The organism is Mesorhizobium sp. M1348, assembly GCF_040317925.1.
Taxonomy (GTDB): Bacteria; Pseudomonadota; Alphaproteobacteria; order Rhizobiales; family Rhizobiaceae; genus Mesorhizobium.
This window is the reverse complement of the sequence record NZ_JAMYLH010000008.1, coordinates 75,699-97,916: the sequence shown is the minus strand read 5'-3', so window position 1 is coordinate 97,916 and position 22,218 is coordinate 75,699. Positions and strand designations below refer to the sequence as shown.

23 protein-coding genes and 1 pseudogene are annotated in these 22,218 nt (G+C 63.9%); 20 read left to right on the top strand and 4 right to left on the bottom strand.

Translation table 11 applies throughout. The annotated features are described in order from the left end of the window. Window positions 1–213 precede the first annotated feature (213 nt). From NKH13_RS16095 to leuC, 3 genes are all read left to right on the top strand, one after another. Window positions 214–1,029 (top strand): amino acid ABC transporter permease, encoded by an 816-nt coding sequence (locus tag NKH13_RS16095; protein WP_352912989.1) that lies wholly within the window; start codon window positions 214–216, stop codon window positions 1,027–1,029. Window positions 1,030–1,081: 52 nt separating this feature from the next. After that, on the top strand, window positions 1,082–1,717 hold the full coding sequence (locus NKH13_RS16090; protein WP_352719341.1) for a class I SAM-dependent DNA methyltransferase: 636 nt from the start codon (window positions 1,082–1,084) through the stop codon (window positions 1,715–1,717). 250 nt (window positions 1,718–1,967) lie between these two features. Next, window positions 1,968–3,377 carry a 3-isopropylmalate dehydratase large subunit gene (gene leuC / locus NKH13_RS16085; protein ID WP_352468076.1) on the top strand — a complete coding sequence of 470 codons (1,410 nt, stop codon included), beginning with the start codon at window positions 1,968–1,970 and terminating at the stop codon, window positions 3,375–3,377. Between the two features lie 59 nt (window positions 3,378–3,436). Here the strand turns inward: leuC and NKH13_RS16080 are convergent, their stop codons facing one another. Beyond that, window positions 3,437–3,748, bottom strand: a complete 312-nt coding sequence (locus tag NKH13_RS16080; protein ID WP_352468075.1) for a hypothetical protein — start codon at window positions 3,746–3,748, stop codon at window positions 3,437–3,439. 161 nt (window positions 3,749–3,909) lie between these two features. Here NKH13_RS16080 and NKH13_RS16075 point away from each other — a divergent pair, with 161 nt between their 5' ends. Together NKH13_RS16075 and NKH13_RS16070 are read left to right on the top strand one after the other, a co-directional pair. Continuing rightward, entirely contained in the window at window positions 3,910–5,106 is a 1,197-nt protein-coding gene (locus NKH13_RS16075) for a GGDEF domain-containing protein (RefSeq protein ID WP_352912988.1), read from the top strand. A gap of 77 nt (window positions 5,107–5,183) precedes the next feature. Further along, a pseudogene (locus tag NKH13_RS16070) lies at window positions 5,184–6,403 on the top strand (GGDEF domain-containing protein). Here NKH13_RS16070 and NKH13_RS16065 read toward each other — a convergent pair. Continuing rightward, complete coding sequence (locus NKH13_RS16065) at window positions 6,387–6,746, bottom strand: hypothetical protein (RefSeq protein ID WP_352912987.1); 360 nt, start codon at window positions 6,744–6,746, stop codon at window positions 6,387–6,389. The pseudogene NKH13_RS16070 and the gene NKH13_RS16065 overlap by 17 nt on opposite strands. Before the next feature lie 255 nt (window positions 6,747–7,001). Between NKH13_RS16065 and NKH13_RS16060 the strand changes: the two genes are divergently transcribed. The 7 genes from NKH13_RS16060 (at window position 7,002) to NKH13_RS16030 (ending at window position 12,377) form a co-directional block, all read left to right on the top strand. Beyond that, window positions 7,002–7,382, top strand: a complete 381-nt coding sequence (locus tag NKH13_RS16060) for a hypothetical protein (protein ID WP_352912986.1) — start codon at window positions 7,002–7,004, stop codon at window positions 7,380–7,382. 242 nt (window positions 7,383–7,624) lie between these two features. Then, window positions 7,625–8,050 carry a succinate dehydrogenase, cytochrome b556 subunit gene (gene sdhC, locus NKH13_RS16055; protein ID WP_352479640.1) on the top strand — a complete coding sequence of 142 codons (426 nt, stop codon included), beginning with the start codon at window positions 7,625–7,627 and terminating at the stop codon, window positions 8,048–8,050. Next, window positions 8,047–8,442: a succinate dehydrogenase, hydrophobic membrane anchor protein gene (sdhD, locus tag NKH13_RS16050; protein WP_292663226.1), complete on the top strand. Its 396-nt coding sequence runs from the start codon at window positions 8,047–8,049 to the stop codon at window positions 8,440–8,442. Before sdhC ends, sdhD begins: the two co-directional genes overlap by 4 nt. Before the next feature lie 3 nt (window positions 8,443–8,445). Beyond that, window positions 8,446–10,284: a succinate dehydrogenase flavoprotein subunit gene (gene sdhA, locus NKH13_RS16045; RefSeq protein WP_352912985.1), complete on the top strand. Its 1,839-nt coding sequence runs from the start codon at window positions 8,446–8,448 to the stop codon at window positions 10,282–10,284. 2 nt (window positions 10,285–10,286) lie between these two features. Then, window positions 10,287–10,724 (top strand): DUF3052 family protein, encoded by a 438-nt coding sequence (locus NKH13_RS16040; protein WP_352913179.1) that lies wholly within the window; start codon window positions 10,287–10,289, stop codon window positions 10,722–10,724. Then, entirely contained in the window at window positions 10,724–11,503 is a 780-nt protein-coding gene (locus NKH13_RS16035) for a succinate dehydrogenase iron-sulfur subunit (RefSeq protein ID WP_292663232.1), read from the top strand. Before NKH13_RS16040 ends, NKH13_RS16035 begins: the two co-directional genes overlap by 1 nt. A 235-nt stretch (window positions 11,504–11,738) precedes the next feature. After that, window positions 11,739–12,377 carry a YceH family protein gene (locus tag NKH13_RS16030; RefSeq protein ID WP_352912984.1) on the top strand — a complete coding sequence of 213 codons (639 nt, stop codon included), beginning with the start codon at window positions 11,739–11,741 and terminating at the stop codon, window positions 12,375–12,377. Window positions 12,378–12,588: 211 nt separating this feature from the next. Here the strand turns inward: NKH13_RS16030 and NKH13_RS16025 are convergent, their stop codons facing one another. Continuing rightward, entirely contained in the window at window positions 12,589–13,014 is a 426-nt protein-coding gene (locus NKH13_RS16025; protein WP_352912983.1) for an OsmC family protein, read from the bottom strand. 235 nt (window positions 13,015–13,249) lie between these two features. On the opposite strand from NKH13_RS16025, the gene NKH13_RS16020 reads away from it, so the two are divergent. From NKH13_RS16020 to NKH13_RS16010, 3 genes are all read left to right on the top strand, one after another. Next, complete coding sequence (locus NKH13_RS16020; protein WP_352912982.1) at window positions 13,250–13,486, top strand: hypothetical protein; 237 nt, start codon at window positions 13,250–13,252, stop codon at window positions 13,484–13,486. Between the two features lie 2 nt (window positions 13,487–13,488). Continuing rightward, window positions 13,489–13,845: a YciI family protein gene (locus NKH13_RS16015; RefSeq protein WP_352912981.1), complete on the top strand. Its 357-nt coding sequence runs from the start codon at window positions 13,489–13,491 to the stop codon at window positions 13,843–13,845. 118 nt (window positions 13,846–13,963) lie between these two features. Continuing rightward, window positions 13,964–14,491 (top strand): hypothetical protein, encoded by a 528-nt coding sequence (locus tag NKH13_RS16010; protein ID WP_352912980.1) that lies wholly within the window; start codon window positions 13,964–13,966, stop codon window positions 14,489–14,491. Between the two features lie 32 nt (window positions 14,492–14,523). On the opposite strand, the gene NKH13_RS16005 is transcribed toward NKH13_RS16010, so the two are convergent. After that, window positions 14,524–15,768 carry a ubiquinone biosynthesis hydroxylase gene (locus NKH13_RS16005; RefSeq protein WP_352913177.1) on the bottom strand — a complete coding sequence of 415 codons (1,245 nt, stop codon included), beginning with the start codon at window positions 15,766–15,768 and terminating at the stop codon, window positions 14,524–14,526. 100 nt (window positions 15,769–15,868) lie between these two features. On the opposite strand from NKH13_RS16005, the gene tesB reads away from it, so the two are divergent. The 5 genes from tesB (at window position 15,869) to NKH13_RS15980 (ending at window position 22,142) form a co-directional block, all read left to right on the top strand. After that, a complete protein-coding gene (gene tesB, locus NKH13_RS16000) occupies window positions 15,869–16,744 on the top strand; it encodes an acyl-CoA thioesterase II (RefSeq protein WP_031212697.1) in 876 nt (291 codons plus the stop codon). A 219-nt stretch (window positions 16,745–16,963) separates the two neighbouring features. Then, window positions 16,964–17,302: a P-II family nitrogen regulator gene (locus NKH13_RS15995; protein WP_292664109.1), complete on the top strand. Its 339-nt coding sequence runs from the start codon at window positions 16,964–16,966 to the stop codon at window positions 17,300–17,302. A 49-nt stretch (window positions 17,303–17,351) separates the two neighbouring features. Continuing rightward, window positions 17,352–18,674, top strand: a complete 1,323-nt coding sequence (locus NKH13_RS15990; protein ID WP_352540949.1) for an ammonium transporter — start codon at window positions 17,352–17,354, stop codon at window positions 18,672–18,674. 255 nt (window positions 18,675–18,929) lie between these two features. Beyond that, on the top strand, window positions 18,930–19,205 hold the full coding sequence (locus NKH13_RS15985; RefSeq protein WP_352912979.1) for a hypothetical protein: 276 nt from the start codon (window positions 18,930–18,932) through the stop codon (window positions 19,203–19,205). 282 nt (window positions 19,206–19,487) lie between these two features. Next, window positions 19,488–22,142: an FtsK/SpoIIIE family DNA translocase gene (locus tag NKH13_RS15980; protein WP_352912978.1), complete on the top strand. Its 2,655-nt coding sequence runs from the start codon at window positions 19,488–19,490 to the stop codon at window positions 22,140–22,142. Window positions 22,143–22,218: the final 76 nt, after the last annotated feature.

Here is a 22,218-nt window from a genome sequence, read left to right as displayed (position 1 = left end):
TCTGCGCTCGTACACCCCCCTCTGTCCTGCCGGACATCTCCCCCTCAAGGGGGGAGATTGGATTTCGCATCGGCTTTCGCCAATTTTCAGTGTTGCAGAACGGGCGGCGAGGTCAAAGCTGCCGATCTCCCCCCTTGAGGGGGAGATGGCCGGCAGGCCAGAGGGGGGTGTGACAGAACGCTGCCTTCGTGACTCTATCACCGGTATTGCTTGATGCCGCCGGCGCCCCCAGCCACCGCCAAATCCGACTTCCCGTGGTGGCTTGCCGTGGCCGTGGCGATCGCCTTGGCTGCCGCCATCTTCATCGCTGCCAGCGATCTCTATGCCCAGGTCTTCGCAACCGTCGCCAAGGGCATCGGCGTCACCATCTTCGTCACTGTGGTCGCCTTCGCGCTGGCTTGCGCGATCGGCCTCGGCGTCGCGCTGATGGGCCTGTCGGACTCACGCTGGCTCAGCCAGATTGGCCGCTTCTATGTCGAGATCATCCGCGGCGTGCCGATGCTGGTGCTGTTGTTCTGGATCGCCTTTGCCGGCGCGCCGGCCTTCGTTGCGGCATGGAACGCGCTGACGGCGCCGCTGCAAAGCGCCGGCCTCTTCGGTGAGCTGCTGGTACGCGACGTGTCGTTGCTATGGCGCGCCATTATGGCGCTGACCATCGGCTATTCCGCCTTCATCTCGGAGGTGTTCCGCGCCGGTATCCAGGCGGTAGAGAAAGGCCAGATCGAGGCGGCGAAGGCGCTCGGGCTGACGCGCACGCAGCGCTTCCGGCTGGTCGTCTTTCCGCAGGCGATCCGCACCATCCTGCCGCCGCTCGGCAATGATTTCGTCGCCATGGTCAAGGATTCCTCGCTGGTCTCGGTGCTCGGCGTCGCCGACATCACCCAGATGGGCAAGATCTACGCCGCCGGCTCGTTCCGCTTCTTCGAAACCTATTCGATCGTCGCCTATATCTATCTCATGCTGACCGTCGGCCTGTCGCTGGCCCTGCGGGCGCTGGAGAAGCGGCTGCGCCACCAGAATGGGGAATAGAAGGCAGGCGAAATCGGCGCTACCATCGAGCGGACGCGACCGGGGAGGACCCATGATCATCGACAAGGCCAATGCGGCGCTGGAAGCGGTCTACACGGCCGACACGCCTGAGGCGCTCGCCAAGGCCTATGCGCAATGGGCCGCGACCTATGACGGCGAAACCGCGGCGCTCGGCTATCTCCTGCCGTTCCTGATCACCGCCTGGGTGGCGCGCCACGTGCCGCCAGGCGAAGGGCCGCTGCTCGACGCCGGCTGCGGCACCGGCCTGTCGGGGCCGTCGCTCAAGGCGCTCGGCTACCACGACATTGCCGGGCTCGACCTCTCGCAGGACATGCTGAAAATCGCCGGCAGCCGGCAGGCCTACAGCGAGCTGAAACAGGCGATGCTCGGCGGGCCATTGCCTTGGCCGGACGGGTATTTCCGCGCCTTTTTCTCGACCGGCGTGTTCACCATCGGCCACGCGCCGGCGTCGGGCCTGCATGAACTGGTACGCATCACCAGGACGGGCGGCCACGCCATCTTTACGGTCCGTGACCAGGTGTTTGAAAGCGGCAGGTTTAAGGCCGTGTTTAGCGAACTGGAGCAGGCGAAAAAATGGCGGCCGGTCGAGGAGAGCCCGTGGTTCCGCTGCTATGCGATCGCTGAGCCCGACGCGCTGGTGAAAACGTTTGTGTTCGAGGTGCTGTGAAGCGCCTGCGAAGGCAGACGCGATTGCTGAAAAGCCAAAACATTGATATGAGCCACCCCATGGAAGAGCTTTTTGGCGATCCGGCCTATAAGGGTTTCGTGCTGCAGGACAGAAAACGCCTGCCGTCGCGATTTTCCGCGCGCGTCTGCGGAGCGCTGACCAGCCGACTTAGCTAGGGCAGACTCGCCAGGCTGCTTCGCCGGGCCGACCGGCGTCCTTTTCCCTTTTTAAAATCGACGGATTTACGCACATGAGCGCACCGCGCACCCTCTACGACAAGATTTTCGACGACCATGTCGTCGACCGCCAGGACGACGGCACCTGCCTGCTCTACATCGACCGCCACCTCGTCCACGAAGTGACCAGCCCGCAGGCTTTCGAAGGCCTGCGCATGACCGGCCGCAAGGTTCGGCATCCGGAAAAGACGCTGGCAGTGGTCGACCATAATGTGTCGACCTCGCCGGAGCGCAAGTTCGGCATCAAGAACGAGGAAAGCCGCATCCAGGTCGAGGCGCTGGCCAAGAACGCCAAGGATTTTGGCGTCGAGTATTATTCCGAGAAGGACATCCGCCAGGGCATCGTCCACATCATCGGTCCCGAGCAGGGCTTTACGCTGCCCGGCATGACCATCGTCTGCGGCGACAGCCACACCTCGACGCATGGCGCGTTCGGCGCGCTGGCGCATGGCATCGGCACCTCGGAAGTCGAGCATGTGCTGGCGACGCAGACGCTGATCCAGCGCAAGGCCAAGAACATGCTGGTGCGCGTCGACGGCGCGCTGCCGGAAGGCGTCACCGCCAAGGACATCATCCTCGCCATCATCGGCGAAATCGGCACGGCCGGCGGCACCGGCTATGTCATCGAATATGCCGGCGAGGCGATCCGGGCGCTGTCGATGGAAGGCCGCATGACGATCTGCAACATGTCGATCGAAGCCGGCGCGCGCGCCGGCCTGATCGCGCCCGACGAGACCACCTTCGCCTATGTCAAGGACAAGCCGCGCGCCCCCAAGGGCGAAGCTTGGGATGCCGCGCTCGCCTACTGGAAGACGCTGCAGTCCGACGAAGGCGCGCATTTCGACAAGGTGGTCGTGCTCGACGCGGCAAAACTGCCGCCGATCGTCTCCTGGGGCTCCTCGCCCGAAGACGTGGTCTCGGTGCAAGGCATCGTGCCGAACCCGGACGACATCACTGACGAGAACAAGCGCACGTCCAAGCAACGCGCACTCGACTATATGGGCCTGACGCCGGGCACCAAGATCACCGATATCGAACTTGACCGCGTCTTCATCGGTTCCTGCACCAATGGCCGCATCGAGGATCTGCGCGCCGCCGCCAAGGTGATCGAGGGCAAGAAGGTCAACCCACGGGTCAGTGCGATGATCGTGCCGGGCTCCGGTCTGGTCAAGGAACAGGCAGAGGCCGAAGGCCTCGACAAGATCTTTGTCGCCGCCGGCTTTGACTGGCGCGAGCCGGGCTGCTCGATGTGCCTTGCCATGAACGACGACCGGCTGAAGCCGCATGAGCGCTGCGCCTCGACCTCGAACCGCAATTTCGAAGGGCGCCAAGGCTTCAAGGGCCGCACGCATCTGGTGTCGCCGGCAATGGCGGCGGCGGCGGCGATCGCCGGCCATTTCGTCGACATCCGCGAGTGGAAATAGCGCAGGGCGCGCGCAGTCGGATATGAGGTGCCCGAGCCGCAATGCGGTTCGGGCATTCTTCAGCCGGGCCGTCTGACGAATTCGTGGAATCCCTCACGGCGGCCGGGTTGATCCTTTGCGACGACCAGCGCCAGTTGGCGCTCGTCGAAGAGTTTGAACCATTCGTCCCATTCGACCAGTTCGTAGCCGCCGGCATTGACCGGGCGTTCGGCCTCATCCTGGTCCTGGTAGGCATGCTGGCCGAAGACCAGCCTCAGCATGGGCTGCGTTCCGGCTTCGGGCGACACGTCGACGATCGCCGGAAAGCCGGCGCGCGCCGCGGCCCATGAGCGAATTGCATCGTGATCGGTCAGCATGATCGTGTCGGCCATCGGAGCGTCTCCTGGTTGCCGTCGTGAAACGCCGCTCGCCGTTCGCGGTTCCGCCCAGCGGCTTTGTCGACGCACCCGTCGTATATTCGCTTTCGCTTAACCGCTTGTTTGGGCTTACGCTCTAAGGTCCTCCAAGGGGAAGCGAGGGGAAATTACAGCGCTTGGACACCGGCCTGCTCATAGCGCTGCTCAATCCAGGCATCGCCCTCACACTCGGCGCGGCATTTCTCGTGCTGTGGTTCTATCAGCGCCACCGTTCCTATCTGGCTGTGCTGGCGGCGGGCTACTCGGCCTCGGCCGCAGGCTTCCTGCTCCAGTATTTCACGCTGCCGGTCGGCATGGCACCGACCAAGCTCATCTCGATCCTGTGCTTCACCTTCGCCACCTGCTGTCTCGCCGGCGCGGTCATTGCGCGCTATGGGCGGCGCGTGCCTTACCCGGCGGTCGGCATTCTGGCCTGCGGCGGCCTGGCCGCGTTCTCGTGGTTTCTTTTTGCCCGGCCGGATCTCACCTGGCGCATCCTTGCCATCAATTTCAGCTTCGGCGGCATCAGCCTGGTTGTCGCCGCCGAGTTGCGCGTGGTGCGCAACAACGGCCCGACAGAAATGATCCTGTTCGTGCTGTCGCTGCTTTCCGGCCTGAACTTCCTGGCGCGGACGCTTGCCGTCGTCATCGCGCATGGGCCGTTCACCAGCTATGAAGGGCTTTACACCTCGTCCTATTGGACGACGGCGCTGCTGTCGCATGCATTGCTGTCGCTGCTTATTGCACTTTGCCTGTTCGGCGCCGCCGCGCTCGATGTGATGAAGGCCCTGAAGACCGAAACCCTGACAGACCCGCTGTCGGGCCTGCTCAACCGCCGCGGCTTCGAGGAGCGCGCCATGCTTGTCCTGCAGCACTGTGCCACGGCGCAATTGCCGGTTGCGCTGGTGCTTGCCGATCTCGATCATTTCAAGGCACTTAACGATCAGCATGGCCACGCGGCCGGCGACCGCGTCATCGCCGACTTCGCTGCCAAGCTTCTGTCGGCTGCAGGTACGCGCGGCGTTGCCGGCCGTATCGGCGGCGAAGAGTTCGCCGTGCTGTTGCCGCTCAGCGACCTTGGTGCGGCAAGACTGTTTGCCGAAACCATTCGCACGCTCTATTCGGCGGGCAGAATCGACGGGCTTCCGCCCGAGACAAGAGTGACCGCGAGCTTCGGCGTGGCCGCCCGCACTAGCGACGAAGGACTGGACCCGCTGATGCGGCGCGCCGACGAAGCGCTCTATAAAGCCAAAAGGAGTGGCCGCGACAGCGTATGCCTGTCCTATCAGCGGCCTGAAACGGTCGTCCTTCCCAATCGGACCAGTGCTGGCTGAGCGTCAGCGGCGGCTTCGAATTAACGTCTTTTTCGCGCGTCGGTGATTTGCTGTTCGGGGGGGAGTGCCAAAACGCCATGGGCAGCGCTAATTTCATCCTGGTGATCAACCTGTTCGTTGCCGGGCTGCTGGCGGCGGCGTTCATGACGATAGCGGTCTATGACGCCGGACGTGTATCGGCGCGCTGGCTGGCGTTCGGCTATGCGCTCGGCATGGCCTATTTCGCGATTGAGTTCAGCATCCCTGCCTTCGACAATGCGCGCCCCGTGGTTGTCGCCGCCTTTGCCGCCTTCCTTGGCGCAACCGTCGCCTTCAATGGCGGGCTTGCCCATAAATACCGCGTTTCGCCGCCTTGGCTGCCGATGCTGTTCTTCCTGGTCTTCGCCACCCTCGCGGTCTACTTCGTCCAGGACCTGCCACGCCAATCCTTTGTGCGAATGGCAGCCTACCAGCTTCCCTATGCGGCCATGCAATTCACCGGGCTGGCGATCGTCTTGTCGTCCAGGCAAAGACGCGAGCGGCTCGACTATATGCTGATGGCTGTCCTGGCGGCCAGCACCTTGCAGTTCGCCAGCAAACCCTTCATCGCCCATGCGCTTGGTGGCTGGGGTGCCAACCCGCAATCTTATGCGCAGACCAGCTACGCGTTGGTGTCGCAGTCTATCGGCACCGTGTTCGGCCTGGCGCTTGCGCTGGTGACGCTGGCTATCCTGGTCCGCGACGTGCTCGCCGAGGCGACGTCGAAGTCGGAAACCGACACGCTTTCGCGGCTGCTCAACCGTGGCGGCTTCGAGCGCCATGCCGAGATCGCACTGCGCGATGCCATGCGGCGCGCCGTTCCGGCGGCACTGGTCATTGCCGATCTCGACCATTTCAAGCGCATCAACGATACTTACGGCCACGCGTCCGGCGATCGGGTCATCGAGACCTTTCCGGTTTCCTCCGCGAGGCCGCGGCCGACCATCATGTCGCCGGCCGCATCGGCGGCGAGGAATTCGCTATTTTCCTGCCGGGGACCAACCTAGCCGCCGCCCGGCTCTTTGCCGAGGGCACGCGTAGCGCCTTCGGTGCCACGCCGATCGACTGCCTGCCGGCGGATCATCGCTGCAGCGCCAGCTTCGGCGTTGCCGAGCTTGGTCCGGGCGAAAGCTTTTCCGACCTGCTGCGGCGCGCCGACAAAGCGCTCTATCAGGCGAAGGGCAGCGGCCGCGACTGCGTGCGTGTCTCGGTGGGGTCGGCTGTAGCCCTGCCGGCGCCGTCGACAAAGGGCGGCGTGGCCGTCAGCGGCAGGGGCTGAGCTCCGGCATCTCGCCGTCGGAGAGGCCGTACATATAGCTGCGGCCCTTCACGAAAACCGGCGGCCTGTAGCAGTCGCCGCTGCGAACATCGTCCGATTCGTTTTCGTAGATCACGTGGGGCTGGCCGGCGCCGGTGTAGTCGGACAATTCCTTGGCCAGCTTGCCCTCGCCGACGAGGATACGCTTGTAGCCGGCGGCGCTTTCGATGACCAGATTGCCGAAGGAATCGGCATAGACGCGGTCGTGGTGGCGCGTCCCGGCGAATGCCGGTGCGGCGATGCCGAAGGCGAGCGCCGCCACTAGGAACCAGGGAAGGCGCGATCCTGCTGAATTCGAATGCATGGCGTGCTGCTCCATTGCTGAGAGGCAAGCCTCCTCGAATCAGAAATTAACCTTTTATTAACCTTTGTTAAGAGGGCAACCGCAGCCGGGGCGAGGTCTCGGAAAACATGGTTAATACTCGATCACCCACCGGCCATCATTCGGCCATGCCTTGTTCCCACCATCGCCGGCATCGAGCGCGACTTAAAAAGCATGAAATCCGGTGGCCTGCCGAAGCATCGCGGCGGGCTCGATGCGCGCGGGGGAAAGCAGCATATGAGATTACGCCGCACGTTTCGGATGGCGCTGGCCATTCCGCCGCTGCTGGCTGCCGCCGCCTGCGCGCCGCAGACCAGCGCGCCCAAGCTCGGCAATACGCCCGCCGCTTCCGTGTCGCTTGCTCCCGCCGCTAGCGAACCGACGGCACCGCAGCCGCGCACTGCAACCTACAAATGCGCCGACGGTAGCGTGATGACCATCGAGAACCTCGGCACGTCGGTGCGCGTGCTCGGCCCGGACGGCACCAGCTCCGAGCTGCCGGCGTCACCGGCCAATCAGACCAGCCGTTACGGCGAGGCGCATGACGCAATCGTGATCGATGGGCGTGATGCGCTGGTGATGAAGGGCGGTGCATCACCGCTGGCCTGTAAACGCTGATCCGCCCGGTGCGGCAGCCATATTTTGCAGTGCAGCGACATTGTGCCGGCTCAAGGCGACAGTCCTAATCGATTGAAGCTGAAAGCGTCGCTTTCATCAGACTAAATTACGTTTTCGAAACGGTTTTCCGGCTTTGACGCGGTGCAAAAAGAGCATTAGAAACCGGCTGTCCGAAGTCGCAACCGGAAGCGGCAATGCCGCATTCCCACCTGAGGCTCCAGAGACGCCGAACTGGGGGAGCCATGAGCAAATCACCAGCCACCCGCGAATTTGCCAGACGTGAACGGCCGCTTTCGCCGCACCTGACCGTCTATCGGCCGCCGATCACCATGACGATGTCGATCGTCCACCGCATCACCGGCGGGGCGCTCTATTTCGGCACGCTGCTGGTCGCGCTGTGGCTGATGGCGGCGGCGAGCTCGGAGGCGACCTTCAATGCCGTCAACTGGGCTTTCGGCTCGTGGCTGGGACGGCTGGTGCTGTTCGGCTACAGCTGGGCGCTGATGCACCACATGCTGGGCGGCGTCCGGCATCTTATCTGGGACACTGGGGCAGGGCTGGAAAAGCATACCGCCTCGAGGATCGCCTGGGCGACGCTGGCAGGCTCGGTCACGCTGACGCTGCTGATCTGGATCGCCGGCTACATGGCGCGGGGGAGCCTGACATGAACGGCAAGAACACCGATATGCGCACGCCGCTGGCCAAGGTCCGCGGCCTCGGTTCCGCCCGCGAGGGCACCGGCCATTTCTGGCGCCAGCGGCTGACAGCGATTTCCAACATCCCGCTGGTCCTGTTCTTCGTCGGCTTCCTGATTGCACTCAACGGCGCCAGCTACCTCGAGGTGCGCGCCGCACTTGCCAATCCGTTCGTGGCACTGGTCCTGGCGCTGGTGCTGTTGTCGGTCCTCTACCACATGCGGCTCGGCATGCAGGCAATCATCGAAGACTATGTGCATGGCGAGGGCACCAGGCTGGCGCTGCTCGCTCTCAACACATTCTTTCCCGTAGTCGTCGGCGTCGCTTCGGTCTTCGCCCTGCTTAAACTGGCATTTGGAGGCTGATTTTTGGCCAAGGACGCGAAGAACGCCAACACGGCTTCCGCCTATAGCTATGTCGATCACAAATTCGACGTCGTGGTCGTCGGCGCCGGCGGCGCCGGCCTGCGCGCCACGCTCGGCATGGCCGAGCAGGGCCTGCGCACCGCCTGCATCACCAAAGTGTTCCCGACGCGCTCGCATACGGTGGCGGCGCAGGGCGGCATTGCCGCCTCGCTCGCCAATATGGGGCCAGACAACTGGCAGTGGCATCTCTTCGACACGGTCAAGGGCTCGGATTGGCTGGGCGATACCGACGCTCAGGAATACATGGTGCGCGAAGCGCCGGCGGCTGTCTACGAGCTCGAGCATTACGGCGTTCCCTTCAGCCGCACTGAGGACGGGAAAATCTACCAGCGGCCGTTCGGCGGCATGATGATGAATTTCGGCGAGGGGCCGCCGGTGCAGCGCACCTGTGCGGCCGCCGACCGCACCGGCCACGCCATGCTGCACACGCTCTACGGCCAGTCGCTGAAGCACAATGCGCAGTTCTTCATCGAGTATTTCGCGCTCGACCTGATCATGGAGCCGGACGGCACCTGCACCGGCGTCGTCGCCTGGAACCTCGACGACGGCACCATCCACCGCTTTTCGGCGAAGATGGTGGTGCTGGCGACCGGCGGCTATGGCCGCGCCTATTTCTCGGCCACCTCGGCGCATACCTGCACTGGCGATGGCGGTGGCATGGCCGCACGCGCAGGCCTGCCGCTGCAGGACATGGAGTTCGTGCAGTTCCACCCGACCGGCATCTACGGCGCCGGCTGCCTGATCACCGAGGGTGCCCGCGGCGAGGGCGGCTATCTCGTCAATTCCGAGGGCGAGCGCTTCATGGAGCGCTACGCGCCGTCAGCCAAGGATCTGGCTTCCCGAGACGTGGTCTCGCGCTGTATGACGCTGGAGATCCGCGAGGGCCGCGGCGTCGGCCCGAAGAAGGATCACATCTTTCTGCATCTCGACCATCTTGACCCGGCCGTGCTGCACGAGAGGCTTCCCGGTATTTCGGAATCGGCAAAGATCTTTGCCGGCGTCGACCTGACCAAGGAACCGATCCCGGTGCTGCCGACGGTCCACTACAATATGGGCGGCGTGCCGACCAATTATTGGGGCGAGGTGCTGAACCCGACGGCTTTGAACCCGGACCAGGTGTCACCCGGGCTGATGGCGGTCGGCGAAGCCGGCTGCGCCTCGGTGCACGGTGCTAACCGGCTGGGCTCCAACTCGCTGATCGACCTGGTGGTGTTCGGCCGTGCGGCGGCGATCCGGGCCGGCCAGGTGATCGACCGCACATCGGCGATCCCCTCGCCCAACGAGGCCGCCGTCGAAAAAATCATGGACCGCTTCGACCGGCTGCGCCACGCCAACGGCTCGACCCCGACAGCGGTTTTGCGCGAAAAGATGCAGAAGGCGATGCAGGAGGACGCAGCGGTGTTCCGCACCCAGGAATCGCTGGAAAGCGGCTGCAAGCGCATTTCGCAGCTGTGGGGCGAGCTCAAGGACGTAAAAGTGTTCGATCGCTCGATGATCTGGAACTCCGATCTGGTCGAGACGCTGGAGCTGGAAAACCTGATGGCCAACGCCATCACCACCGTCTACGGCGCCGAGGCGCGCAAGGAAAGCCGCGGCGCGCACGCGCGGGAGGACTTTTCGGCCCGCGACGACGCGAACTGGCGCAAGCATACGCTGGCCCGGCTCAACGAAGCCGGCGAGGTGGCGCTCACCTACCGGCCCGTGCACACTGAGACGCTGCTCAAGGAGGCAGACGGCGGCATCAACCCGGCCAAGATTGCACCGAAGGCGAGAGTGTATTGACGATGGCGCTGGCGGTTGCGGGATATTCCGGCACGCCCCTTCCGGCCAAGCTCGGCCTGAAGGACGGGATGATTGCCGCTTTCGTCGCCTTGCCGGCCGAGCTGGACGACCTTGCCGAAGCCGTGGACTTTGCCGAGCTCGACCGGCTGGCTGACTGGTCGGCGATTTCGGGCGTTCATGAGAAATACGATGCCGTACATGCTTTCACCCGGCAGCGCGTCGAGATCGAGGACCGTCTTGGCGACGTCGAAGCGGCGATCAAGCGGAACGGCATGGTCTGGGTGTCATGGCCGAAAAAGGCATCGAAAGTGCCGACCGACGTCACCGAGGACGTTATCCGCGCCGAGGCGCTGAAGCTCGACCTCGTCGACGTCAAGGTCGCCGCCATAAACGAGATCTGGTCCGGGCTGAAGCTCGTCATCCGAAAGGACCTGAGGTAATGGTCGAACTCACGCTTCCGAAAAACTCGAAGATCATGGCCGGAAAAACCTGGCCGAAGCCGGAGGGTGCGACCAATCTGCGCGAATACCGCATCTACCGCTGGTCGCCGGACGATGACGAGAACCCGCGCATGGATACGTATTTCGTCGACATGGACGATTGCGGGCCGATGGTGCTCGACGCGCTGCTCTGGATCAAGAACAAGATCGACCCGACGCTGACGCTGCGCCGCTCCTGCCGCGAAGGCATTTGCGGCTCCTGCGCCATGAACATCGACGGGTCGAACACGCTGGCCTGCACCAAGGGCTGTGACGACATTTCCGGCGCGATCAAGGTCTATCCGCTGCCGCATATGGCCGTGGTCAAGGACCTGGTGCCCGACCTCACCAATTTCTACGCCCAGCACGCCTCGATCGAGCCGTGGCTGAAGACGGTATCGCCCGAGCCGGCCAAGGAATGGCTGCAGAGCCATGAGGACCGCGAAAAGCTCGACGGGCTCTACGAGTGCATATTATGCGCCTGCTGTTCGACCTCCTGCCCGAGCTACTGGTGGAACGGCGAGCGCTATCTCGGCCCGGCGACGCTGCTGCAGGCCTATCGCTGGCTGATCGATTCCAGGGACGAGGCGACGGGCGAGCGGCTCGACAACCTCGAAGACCCGTTCCGGCTCTACCGCTGCCACACCATCATGAACTGCGCCCAGACTTGCCCCAAGGGGCTCAACCCGGCCAAGGCGATCGCCGAGATCAAGAAGATGATGGTGGAGCGACGGGTATAGGCGGCGGGCGGGTTGCAGCCGAGATCGTCTCGTCCGTAGCGATCCTTCGCGCCCCCCTCTGTCCTGCCGGACATCTCCCCCTCTAGTGGGGAGATTGGCAGTTTCGGCCCGGGGCTTTATTCGGCAACGCTGGAGATTGGCGAAATCGGCTATGTTGCCAATCTCCCCCCTAGGGGGGAGATGTCCGGCAGGACAGAGGGGGCGCTGTCCCGCCGACTTCAAATGGATACCATCTATGACCGACTCCGATCTTCCCATCCTCTCCCCCATCGAAGCGCGCGTCCTCGGTTGCCTGATCGAGAAGAAGGAGCTGACGCCGGACGTCTATCCGCTGACGCTCAATGCGGCACTTGCCGCGGCCAACCAGAAGACGGCGCGCGAGCCGGTGATGTCGGTCGAGCTTGGCGAGGTTAGGCGGGCACTTGGCCAGCTTGAGCAGAAGGGCCTGGTCAGGCAGGTGTTCGCGTCGCGCGTCGAGCGCCATGAGCATGTCGTGGCACAGCGCTTTTCACTGACCTCGGCGCAGATCGCGCTGCTCGGCCTGTTGCTCCTGCGCGGCCCGCAGACGGCCTATGAATTGCTGGCACGAAGCGAGCGCATGGCGCGGCTGCCGTCGATCGACGAGCTTCGCGGCAACCTCGATCTGCTGATCGGCCGCCGGCCACCGCTGGTGCAGCAGATCGATCGCGGGCCAGGCCAGCGCGAGGATCGCTATGTCCATCTGCTCAGCGGACCGCCGCAGCTGCCGGCTGCCGCAGCCCTGCAGTCGTCCTCGCCGGCGTCGGATCTGGAGACGCGCGTGCACGCCCTCGAGCAAGAGGTCGCGGCATTGCGCGCCCGCCTCGACGCGCTGTCCGGCGAAGGCACTACATAGTCACTCGAATGCCGGCGGGACAGCGCCCCCCTCTGTCCTGCCGGACATCTCCCCCTCAAGGGGGGAGATTGCGCTGTCATCTCCACTTTCGCCAATCACCAAGGTTGAAGGACGAGAGCCGTCGCCAAAACTGCCAATCTCCCCACTTGAGGGGGAGATGCCCGGCAGGGCAGAGGGGGGCGCGAAGGATCGCCGACGTTCGTTTGGCGGCTCACCCGAGCCTGGCGTCGAGCGATACTTTGATGGCGCCGAGCGCTTTCGAGACCGGGCATTCGGCCTTGGCCTTCTCGGCCAATTCCTTGAACTTGTCGGCATCGATGCCCGGCACCTTGCCGACCAGCGTGATCGCGCTGCCGGTGATGCCGGTGCCGGGGACCAGCGTTACCACGGCCTTGGCGTCGAGCTCGGCGGCCGGCGTGCCGTTCTCGGCGAGAAAATGCGAAAGCTGCATGGCGTAGCAGCCGGCGTGGGCGGCGGCGATCAGCTCTTCCGGGTTGGTGCCGGATTTGCCGCTTTCGTCCTCGAAACGCATCTTGGCCGAATAGGGCGTGCCCTTCAGCACCCCGCTCTGGGTTTCGAGTGTGCCTTTGCCTTCCTTGAAACTGCCTTTCCAAACGGCGTTGGCGGTGCGGTCCATCAATTCCTCCTTGATTGTCGTGACTGAGCCCGTGATCGGCATCCAGTCGACTATAGCGCGCGCGGGAGCGAAGGCCACCCGCGCTTTCGTATCGGCGGCAGCGTGACACATCATGGTCGGGCAAAAAACGCTCGGGCGAAAAATTCGAAAAAAAACGCGTGCAAAAATGTCGACTTCCATCTGTCCCGGCCGTCCTGGGGGCGGCCATGGAATTGGTGGCCGGATGGAGGACCACATGAACAATCTGTTTTCTGCTCACTGGACAAACACCTGCCGCGGGACCGGTGAACAGCAAGCCGACTGGTCGCGCCTGCGGCCTTCCGGTTTTGGCCGACTGCTTGCGGCGATTGCCATCATCGGCATTGCGGTGTCCTTTCTCGATTATGCAGCGGGTCTCGATTATGCAGCGGGCAAAGGCCCGGCCGATGTTTCCGTAGCCTCGTCCTACGGTCCAACCCAGGAATGGAGGTAAAGATGAAATATGTTTGCCTGGTCTACGGTGAAGAAAAAGATCTCTACGCAATGACGCCTGCGAGGCTGGCCAAGCTCGACGCCGATTCGCTGGCCTATGACAAGTCGGTGGCGCAAAGCGGCCGGCTGATCATCGCGCAGGCGCTGCAATCGGTGCAGACGTCGAAGACCGTGCGCCGGCGCAAAGGCAAGCGGCTGGTCACCGACGGCCCTTTCGCCGAGACCAAGGAGCAGTTGCTCGGTTTCGTCATGATCGAGGCCGAGGACCTCGACGAGGCGCTGGAGATCGCAGGCGGCATTCCGCTGGCGGAAATCGGCACGATCGAGGTGCGGGCGATCTACAACGTGCCGGGGTCGTAGAGATGTCGGCGGCCGGCGACTGGCGCAGGCTTTCGTTTTCTTCAATTGACGCAACTTTTGCGTGTTGAAGCGAAGCAATACTTCTCCTATCGTCACCCGAGATTGGGGATCTTGGGGCATGCATATATTGATTGCTGCAATCGGCCTACTGGGGGCAGCGGCGTTCTGGTGGTACCGGCTGAAGACCATGAACGACGCGGCGCGTGAGGTTGCCGACGTCGTTGGCCGCGTCCAGGGCAATATCCGCCGCAAGAAACTGCGCAAGCAGGCGGCGCTCTCGCCGCTGACGGCGATCGACGATCCGGTCGTGGCCGCCGCGACGCTGATCACCGCGATCATTTCGGAACACGGCCCTGTGCTGCCGCAACGCGAAGCTGCCATTCGATCGGTGATCTCGGAGATTGCCGACAAAAAGCAGACCGATGAAGCGGTGATCTACGCCAAATGGGCGGCATCGCAAATCGACGACGTCACGGTCGTCATCGACAAGCTGGCGCCGTTCCTGCGCGAGCGGCTCGACGCGGCCGAAAGGAGCGATCTGCTGCAGATGGTCAGCCGGGCGGCGGAAGCCGACGGGCAAAGCCTGCAGATTTCCGACCAGCGAATGCTGCGGCTCCGCCAGAAACTGGGCTTCGAGGTCAACTGACCGAACGCCAGTAAAACGCGCGCTTGCCGGGGCTAGAGCGGTTCGCCCTTCAACAGTTTCGGCGTGTCGCCGGACAGACCCGACGCCTGGCGGATGAAGAAGCCCTTCAGGCGGGGCATGCGTTCGACAAGGCCGAGGCCGATGTCGCGCAAAGCGCGCAGCGGGCCGAAATCGTTGGAAAACAGCCGGTTCAGCACATCGGTGGTGATGCCCATCTGCACCGTGTCGAAGCGCCGCCATTGCTGGTAGCGTTCGAGCACATCGAGCGCGCCGATGTCTTGGCCGAGCCGGTCGGCCTCGACCACCACTTCGGCAAGTGCAGCCACGTCCTTGAAGCCGAGATTGAGGCCCTGGCCGGCGATCGGATGGATGCCGTGGGCGGCGTCGCCGGCCAAGGCGATGCGCGGCGCGACGAAGGCGCGCGCAATGGTCAGCCCGAGCGGCCAGGCGCGGGGCTTGTCGGCGATATGGATTTCGCCGAGCTTGAGGCCAAAGCGGTGCTCGAGCTCATACTCCAGGACCAGGGTGTCGCCCGCGACCAGCTTTTCGGCATCCTGCGATCGTTCGACCCAGACGATCGACGAACGGTTGGTGCCGTCCTTGCCCGGCTTGAGTGGCAGCGTGGCAAAGGGGCCGGCTGGCAGAAAATGCTCTTCGGCGCGGCCGTTGTGCGGCCGCTCGTGCGCCACCGTGCAGACGATGCCGGACTGGCCATACTCCCATTTCACCGTCTTGATGCCGGCCATGTCGCGCAGCTTCGAGTTGACGCCGTCGGCCGCAACCAGCAGCCGCGCCTTCAGCGTCGCGCCATCGGCAAGATGCACGGTGATGCCGGCACCGTTGATGTCGAAGGCGCTGACGGCGACGCCTTCGATGATGCCGATGCCGAGTTGTTCGGCGCGCCGGCGCAAGGCGCCGTTCAAATCCTTGTTGGCGACCATATGCGCAAAGGGTTCGCCGGGCGCGACCTCGCCGTCGAAGGTGAGGAACACCGGACGGACCGGATCCGTCGTGCGCGAATCGGTGACGATCATTTCGGTGATCGCCTGCGCCTCCGGCGCGATCTCGTTCCAGACGCCGAGCTGGTCGAGCATGCGGCACGCGGCGGCGGCAATCGCCGAGGCGCGGCCGTCCTTCTGCCAGACGCCGGCGGGTGCTGCATCGACGACGGCAACCGCAAGGCTCGGCCGCGCCTGCTTCAGCGATACGGCGGCGGCCAGGCCGATATAGCCGGCGCCGGCGACCAGAACGTCGAGCGAATTCTTGCTGTCCACCATGGCAATTCCTTTCGCAGCCTGACTGTCGCCGGGCATTCCGCCCTTGACTGCCCGCTGTTCCTGTCGGAAACCGCCATGGTAATTTTGCGGCGAGGTCAAGATGACGGCAGCCATGGACGAGCTTCTCGGCATTCTCGACCTCGAGCAGCTGGAACACAATCTGTATCGTGGTCGCAGCCCCAAGCTCGACTGGCAGCGCATCTTCGGCGGCCAGACCATCGCCCAGGCGCTGGTCGCCGCGCAGCGAACGGTCGAGCCCGAGCGCCACGTGCATTCGCTGCATGGCTATTTCATGCGGCCGGGCGACACCAAGGTGCCGATCATCTACGAGGTCGACCGCATCCGCGACGGCGGCTCCTTTACTACGCGCCGCGTCGTGGCGATCCAGCACGGCCAGGCGATCTTTTCGCTCGAAGCTTCGTTCCAGCAGGATGAGGTCGGCCTGGAACATCAGGTGCCAATGCCGCAGGACGTGCCGGCGCCCGACACGTTGCTGTCGCAGCGCGAATTGCTGGGCAAGTTCGGCGAAGCCGTGCCCGACGGCATCAAGCGCTATTGGGAGCGCGACCGGCCGATCGAGATGAAGCCGGTGATGCTGAAGCATTATACCAGCCGGGAAAAGCTCGAGCCGAAGCAGAACATCTGGATCCGCACCACCGGCCCGGTGCCGGCGGACCGCGCCACGCAGGCGGCCGTGCTCGCTTACCTCTCCGACATGACGCTGCTCGACACCTCGACCTTTGCCCATGGCCGCGCCATTTTCGATCGCGATATCCAGGCAGCCAGCCTCGACCACGCCATGTGGTTCCATCGCAGCCATCCGCTCGACGACTGGATGCTGTACACGCAAGACAGCCCGTCGACGCAAGGATCGCGAGGCTTTACCCGCGGCTCGCTGTTTGCGCGCGACGGCACGTTGATCGCCTCGGTTGCCCAAGAAGGACTCATCCGGCTGAAGCGGCCGCCTGCGGAGTAGGCATTTTTCGAAATTTGCCTATTTTTTAAGCATATGCACTGCCGCGCCTGTGAACAGGCAGTCGGCAAACCTTCCCGATTTCGTTGTTTAACAACAGCTTAACACCCTGCTTCGGCAATTGGCACGGAGCTTGAATCCTAGCGGGCACTCTCCGGCTCTCATGGGGATCGGCGAAGTCGTGCAAACGCGGGGACCCGCAACAGCAAAGGGTGAAACCTTATGAAGATCGTGATGGCAATCATAAAGCCGTTCAAGCTCGACGAGGTGCGCGAGGCGCTCACCGCAGTCGGCATCCAGGGCCTGACCGTCACCGAAGTAAAAGGCTACGGACGTCAGAAGGGGCACACGGAAATCTATCGCGGGGCGGAATACGCGGTCAGCTTCCTGCCGAAGATCAAGATCGAAGTCGCGGTCGCCGTCGACATGGTCGACAAGGCCGTCGACGCCATCACCGCGGCGGCCAAGACCGGCCAGATCGGCGACGGCAAGATCTTCGTTTTCGGCATCGACCAGGCGGTGCGCATTCGCACCGGCGAAACAGACACCGACGCGCTTTGAGCCGCGGATACGTATTCCAATGGAGAGTTCAATGAATATTCCTTCCACCTTGAAGATAACGGGACGCGCGGCCGTTTTGGGCTCGCTCGCTCTCGCTGCACTGGGCACGGTTGCTGCGTTCGCGCAGGAAGCAGCTCCGGCAGCACCGGCTGCCCCTGCGCCCGCGCTCGACACCGGCAACACCGCCTGGATGCTGACCTCGACGGCCCTGGTGCTGATGATGACCGTACCGGGCCTGGCGCTGTTTTATGGCGGCATGGTGCGCAAGAAGAACGTGCTCGCCACGATCATGCAGAGCTTTGCCATCACCTGCCTGGTGACGGTGCTGTGGTTCATGTTCGGCTATTCGCTGGCTTTCTCGGATGGCGGCGGCATGAATGCCTATCTCGGCGGCTTCTCGAAGTTCTTCCACAATGGCATCACCACCTCGTCGCTGTGGCTGCCGGGGGTGGCGAACATCCCTGAGTTCGTCTTCTCGATGTTCCAGATGACCTTCGCCATCATCACGCCGGCGCTGATTGCCGGGGCCTTCGCCGAACGTATGAAGTTCTCGGCGCTGCTCATCTTCATGGGAGCGTGGCTGCTGGTCGTCTATGCCCCGATCGCGCACTGGGTGTGGGGCGGCGGCTTCCTCGGCACAGCCGGCGTTCTCGATTTCGCAGGCGGCACGGTCGTTCACATCAATGCCGGTGTTGCCGGCCTGGTCTGCGCGCTGGTTCTCGGCAAACGTGAAGGCTACGGCACCACCAACATGGCGCCGCACAACCTCGTCTACTCCGTAATCGGCGCTTCGCTGCTGTGGGTCGGCTGGTTCGGCTTCAACGCCGGCTCGGAACTGGCCGCCGACGGCCTTGCCGGTGCCGCGATGCTGAACACCCAGGTTGCCGCTGCCGCTGCGGCGCTCGCCTGGATGTTCGCCGAATGGATCGTCGCCAAGAAGCCGAGCGTTCTCGGCATCATCTCGGGCGCCGTCGCCGGCCTGGTCGCGGTGACACCGGCTTCCGGCTTCGTCAATCCGACGGGCGCCTTCATCGTCGGCATCGTCGCCGGCGTGCTGTGCTACGTCTCGGCCGTCAAGCTCAAGCACGCGTTCGGCTATGACGACTCGCTCGATGCATTCGGTGTGCACGGCATCGGCGGCATCATCGGCGCGTTGCTGACCGGCGTGCTCGCCGATCCGGCGATCAACAGCCTCGGCTCGGGTGCTTCTGTCGGCAAGCAGCTCTACGGTATCGTCTTCACCATCCTGTGGACGGCGATCGCGAGCTTCGTGATCCTCTACATCGTCAAGGCGCTGGTCGGCCTGCGTCCTTCCACCCAGGAAGAGGTCGAAGGGCTCGACATCAGCCAGCACGGCGAAGTGGTGCCGTAAAGGTATTGGCTGGCACCGGCGTTTTGCCGGTGCCGGGGAAGATCCCGTCGTGATGCTCCCGCAAGGGCTCACGCCTTGAGGCCCGGAAACCTTCCGGGCCTCTTTTTTTGCGCGGATGGCCGTGATGGCTCGATCACGATCGCTTGATCAAGGTGCCCGATCCGCCGGCGGCGTGAAACATCGGCCGCAGCGGCTCCGAACTGTGGTGCGATCGTCATTTGGACGCTCGTCAAAAACCATGGGGAAGGAACCATCATGAACATCAAGACAATCTGCCTCGGAGCTCTCGCTCTTGCCCTGGTCAGCGGAACGGCGCTGGCCGGTGCGCTGGACGAGCCGGACAACATGGCGCCGTTCTTCACGGACTCCAGCATGAAAACCATGAAGCCGATGGCGGAATTCAAGACCGCGTTCATGGCGATGCCGAAGGAAAAGCAGGAAGCCATGAAGAAGGAATGCAACGATGCGGCGATGAGCAAGCCGCATGCCGAATTCTGCGCCAATGTGCAGGCGCTCGGCGGCGCCAACTGACAATCCCAATCAGGCCGCGGCCTGATTGTTTCATCGCCACGATTCGGACAATGGCGAGCCAGCGTGCCCGCCATTTTCGCCGAGTCAGCGTGGTTTCCAATGCCTGTCGCAGGATCACCGCCGCGTTTGAACAGGAAGTCAGACGTGACATCCTGCGCCCGTTCCGCAGACGCAGACTGCCCATGGTTAATGCGCCCTTAACCTTCCCGCCGCTAGTCTGACAGCCGAATCTGCCGTGTTGCGCGTCCGCGCCCGGCCGGGCAACGACAGACGAGGAAGAGCATGCGTTCAGGGGCTTCAGCACCGCTTGCGCTGGCCGATACGGGGCACGGCATCCGGGCGTTCGCGAGGCGCCAGGTCGGGCGGCTGGTCGGTGCCGGGCTGTTTGCTCTGGTTGGCTTCGGCGTCGCCGCCCTTGCCACCTGGAACGTCGCCGATCCGAGCTTTTCGCACGCCACCGATAATATCGTCACCAATGCAATGGGTTATGCGGGCGCCGTCTTTTCCGACATTGCCATGCAGTTCTTCGGACTTGCCGCCGTTGCGGCGCTGGTGCCGGCGGTGATCTGGGGATTTCTGCTGTTTACCGCGCGCGGTGTCGACCGGCTGCCGAAACGGGCGCTGGCCTGGTTCGGGTTTTCGCTGCTTGGCGCCGCAATTGCCGGCTGCGTGGTGCCGCCCAAGACCTGGCCGCTACCGACCGGCCTCGGCGGCGTATTCGGCGATATGGTACTCAACATTCCCGGCCTGGTCATCGGCGGCTATCCGACCGGCCTCGTCGCCAGCGTGCTCGCCGTGCTCCTGGCAGCGCCGGCGCTGTGGGTATTCTTGTATGGCTCGGCGCTGATTTCGCGCAAGAACGGCTTTGCCGTCCTCGAACAGCCTGCCGTGCCCGATCCGCAGGACGACCTGCTTTTCGACAATGAAGAGGACGAGGGCGACGAAGGTATATTGGCGCTTGGCGCCATCACCCACTGGTGGCTGTCGCTGCGCGCCTATCTGCGCCGCCGCGCCGCGCGCCGGCGCGAGCACGACGATTTCGAGCCGGAGATGGAGCCGCGCCCCAGCGCCTGGCGGCGGGCGGCCGAACGGGTCGAGTCGGCCGAGTTCGCCGAAGCGCGGATGAGCCCGGGCGGGCGGGCCCGCGTCGAGCCGGAATTCTTCGCCGCCATGGTCAACGACCGCAGTGCCTCGATCGACCCCGACGATGCCGACGTCTTCGACAACGATGACAATGACGACATGGATTTTGCACCGGAGCCCGTGGGCCAACGGCGCAGCGCCCCGACAGCGCAGGTTCAGAATTTCCGATCCGATGCGGCCACGCGCGTCGCAGCGCCGGCACCCCGCCCGGCTCCGGGCGCCCGCGTCCAGCGCGAAGCGCAGACCACACTGATCGGCTCGGAAAGGTTTGAAATGCCGTCGCTGCATTTCCTGTCCGAGCCGAAGAATGTCGTGCGCGATGCCAGCCTGTCCAAGGACGCGCTGGAGCAGAATGCCCGCCTGCTCGAAGGCGTGCTGGAGGATTTCGGCGTCAAGGGCGAGATCATCCATGTGCGTCCCGGCCCGGTCGTCACGCTTTATGAACTGGAGCCGGCGCCCGGCATCAAATCGTCGCGGGTCATCGGCCTTTCCGACGACATCGCCCGCTCGATGAGCGCCATCGCCTGCCGTGTCGCCGTGGTGCCAGGCCGCAACGCCATCGGCATCGAGCTGCCGAACGCCAAACGCGAGACCGTCTATCTCAGGGAGATACTCGCCAGCCGCGATTTCGAAACGACAAAGTCCAAGCTAGCGCTGGCGCTGGGCAAGACCATCAATGGCGAGGCGGTGATCGTCGACATCGCCAAAATGCCGCACGTGCTGGTCGCCGGTACCACCGGCTCGGGCAAGTCCGTCGCCATCAACACCATGATCCTGTCGCTGCTCTACCGGCTGACGCCGCAGGACTGCCGACTGATCATGATCGATCCAAAGATGCTGGAGCTCTCGGTCTATGACGGCATTCCGCATCTTCTGACGCCGGTGGTCACCGATCCGAAGAAGGCGGTGGTGGCGCTGAAATGGACCGTGCGCGAGATGGAGGACCGCTACCGCAAGATGTCGAAGGTTGGCGTCCGCAACATCGACGGCTTCAACGCGCGCGTGCAGCAGGCCGAGAAAAAAGGCGAAAGGATCTCGCGCACCGTGCAGACCGGCTTCGACCGCCAGACCGGCGAAGCGATCTACGAGACGGAGAACCTCGACCTCGAGCCGATGCCCTACATCGTCGTCATCATCGACGAGATGGCCGATTTGATGATGGTCGCCGGCAAGGACATCGAAGGCGCGGTGCAGCGCCTGGCGCAGATGGCGCGCGCCGCCGGCATCCATGTCATCATGGCGACGCAGCGTCCGTCGGTCGACGTCATCACCGGCACCATCAAGGCAAATTTCCCGACCCGTATCTCGTTCCAGGTGACATCGAAGATCGACAGCCGCACCATCCTGGGCGAGCAGGGCGCCGAACAGCTGCTCGGCATGGGCGACATGCTCTACATGGCCGGCGGCGGCCGCATCCAGCGCGTGCACGGTCCCTTCGTCTCCGACGACGAGGTGGAGAAGATCGTCGCGCATCTGAAGCTGCAGGGCGTGCCGGAATATCTCGACGCCATCACCGAGGACGACGACAAGGACGACGATGAGCCGTCGGGCAAAGGCAGTGGCGGCGGCGACGGCGGCAATTTTGACGATTCCGACGACCCCTACGACCAGGCGGTTGCGGTGGTGCTGCGCGACGGCAAGGCCTCGACCAGCTACATCCAGCGCCGGCTCGGCATCGGCTACAACCGCGCCGCCTCGATCATCGAGAAGATGGAGAAGGAAGGCATTGTCGGCCCGGCCAATCATGCCGGAAAACGCGAAATCCTGGTACCGACGGAGGACGACAAGTTCTAGAGCGCATCAGCGCCGGCAACTTTGAACCTTTTGGCGCGTTGCAACGGATGAGCGCCGTGCGGCCCGCCAAACTTAA

Bases quoted from the DNA above. Each gene is read 5' to 3' on its own strand.
- NKH13_RS16035 (WP_292663232.1), top strand. From the start codon at position 10,724: ATGGTCGAACTCACGCTTCCGAAAAACTCGAAGATCATGGCCGGAAAA.
- NKH13_RS16005 (WP_352913177.1), bottom strand. From the start codon at position 15,768: ATGGTGGACAGCAAGAATTCGCTCGACGTTCTGGTCGCCGGCGCCGGC.
- leuC (WP_352468076.1), top strand. From the start codon at position 1,968: ATGAGCGCACCGCGCACCCTCTACGACAAGATTTTCGACGACCATGTC.
- NKH13_RS16095 (WP_352912989.1), top strand. From the start codon at position 214: ATGCCGCCGGCGCCCCCAGCCACCGCCAAATCCGACTTCCCGTGGTGG.
- NKH13_RS16080 (WP_352468075.1), bottom strand. From the start codon at position 3,748: ATGGCCGACACGATCATGCTGACCGATCACGATGCAATTCGCTCATGG.
- NKH13_RS15995 (WP_292664109.1), top strand. From the start codon at position 16,964: ATGAAGATCGTGATGGCAATCATAAAGCCGTTCAAGCTCGACGAGGTG.
- NKH13_RS16060 (WP_352912986.1), top strand. From the start codon at position 7,002: ATGAGATTACGCCGCACGTTTCGGATGGCGCTGGCCATTCCGCCGCTG.
- NKH13_RS16010 (WP_352912980.1), top strand. From the start codon at position 13,964: ATGCATATATTGATTGCTGCAATCGGCCTACTGGGGGCAGCGGCGTTC.
- NKH13_RS16040 (WP_352913179.1), top strand. From the start codon at position 10,287: ATGGCGCTGGCGGTTGCGGGATATTCCGGCACGCCCCTTCCGGCCAAG.
- sdhC (WP_352479640.1), top strand. From the start codon at position 7,625: ATGAGCAAATCACCAGCCACCCGCGAATTTGCCAGACGTGAACGGCCG.
- NKH13_RS16015 (WP_352912981.1), top strand. From the start codon at position 13,489: ATGAAATATGTTTGCCTGGTCTACGGTGAAGAAAAAGATCTCTACGCA.
- NKH13_RS16020 (WP_352912982.1), top strand. From the start codon at position 13,250: ATGAACAATCTGTTTTCTGCTCACTGGACAAACACCTGCCGCGGGACC.
- NKH13_RS15980 (WP_352912978.1), top strand. From the start codon at position 19,488: ATGCGTTCAGGGGCTTCAGCACCGCTTGCGCTGGCCGATACGGGGCAC.
- tesB (WP_031212697.1), top strand. From the start codon at position 15,869: ATGACGGCAGCCATGGACGAGCTTCTCGGCATTCTCGACCTCGAGCAG.
- NKH13_RS16025 (WP_352912983.1), bottom strand. From the start codon at position 13,014: ATGGACCGCACCGCCAACGCCGTTTGGAAAGGCAGTTTCAAGGAAGGC.
- NKH13_RS16065 (WP_352912987.1), bottom strand. From the start codon at position 6,746: ATGCATTCGAATTCAGCAGGATCGCGCCTTCCCTGGTTCCTAGTGGCG.
- NKH13_RS15985 (WP_352912979.1), top strand. From the start codon at position 18,930: ATGAACATCAAGACAATCTGCCTCGGAGCTCTCGCTCTTGCCCTGGTC.
- NKH13_RS16090 (WP_352719341.1), top strand. From the start codon at position 1,082: ATGATCATCGACAAGGCCAATGCGGCGCTGGAAGCGGTCTACACGGCC.
- NKH13_RS16030 (WP_352912984.1), top strand. From the start codon at position 11,739: ATGACCGACTCCGATCTTCCCATCCTCTCCCCCATCGAAGCGCGCGTC.
- sdhD (WP_292663226.1), top strand. From the start codon at position 8,047: ATGAACGGCAAGAACACCGATATGCGCACGCCGCTGGCCAAGGTCCGC.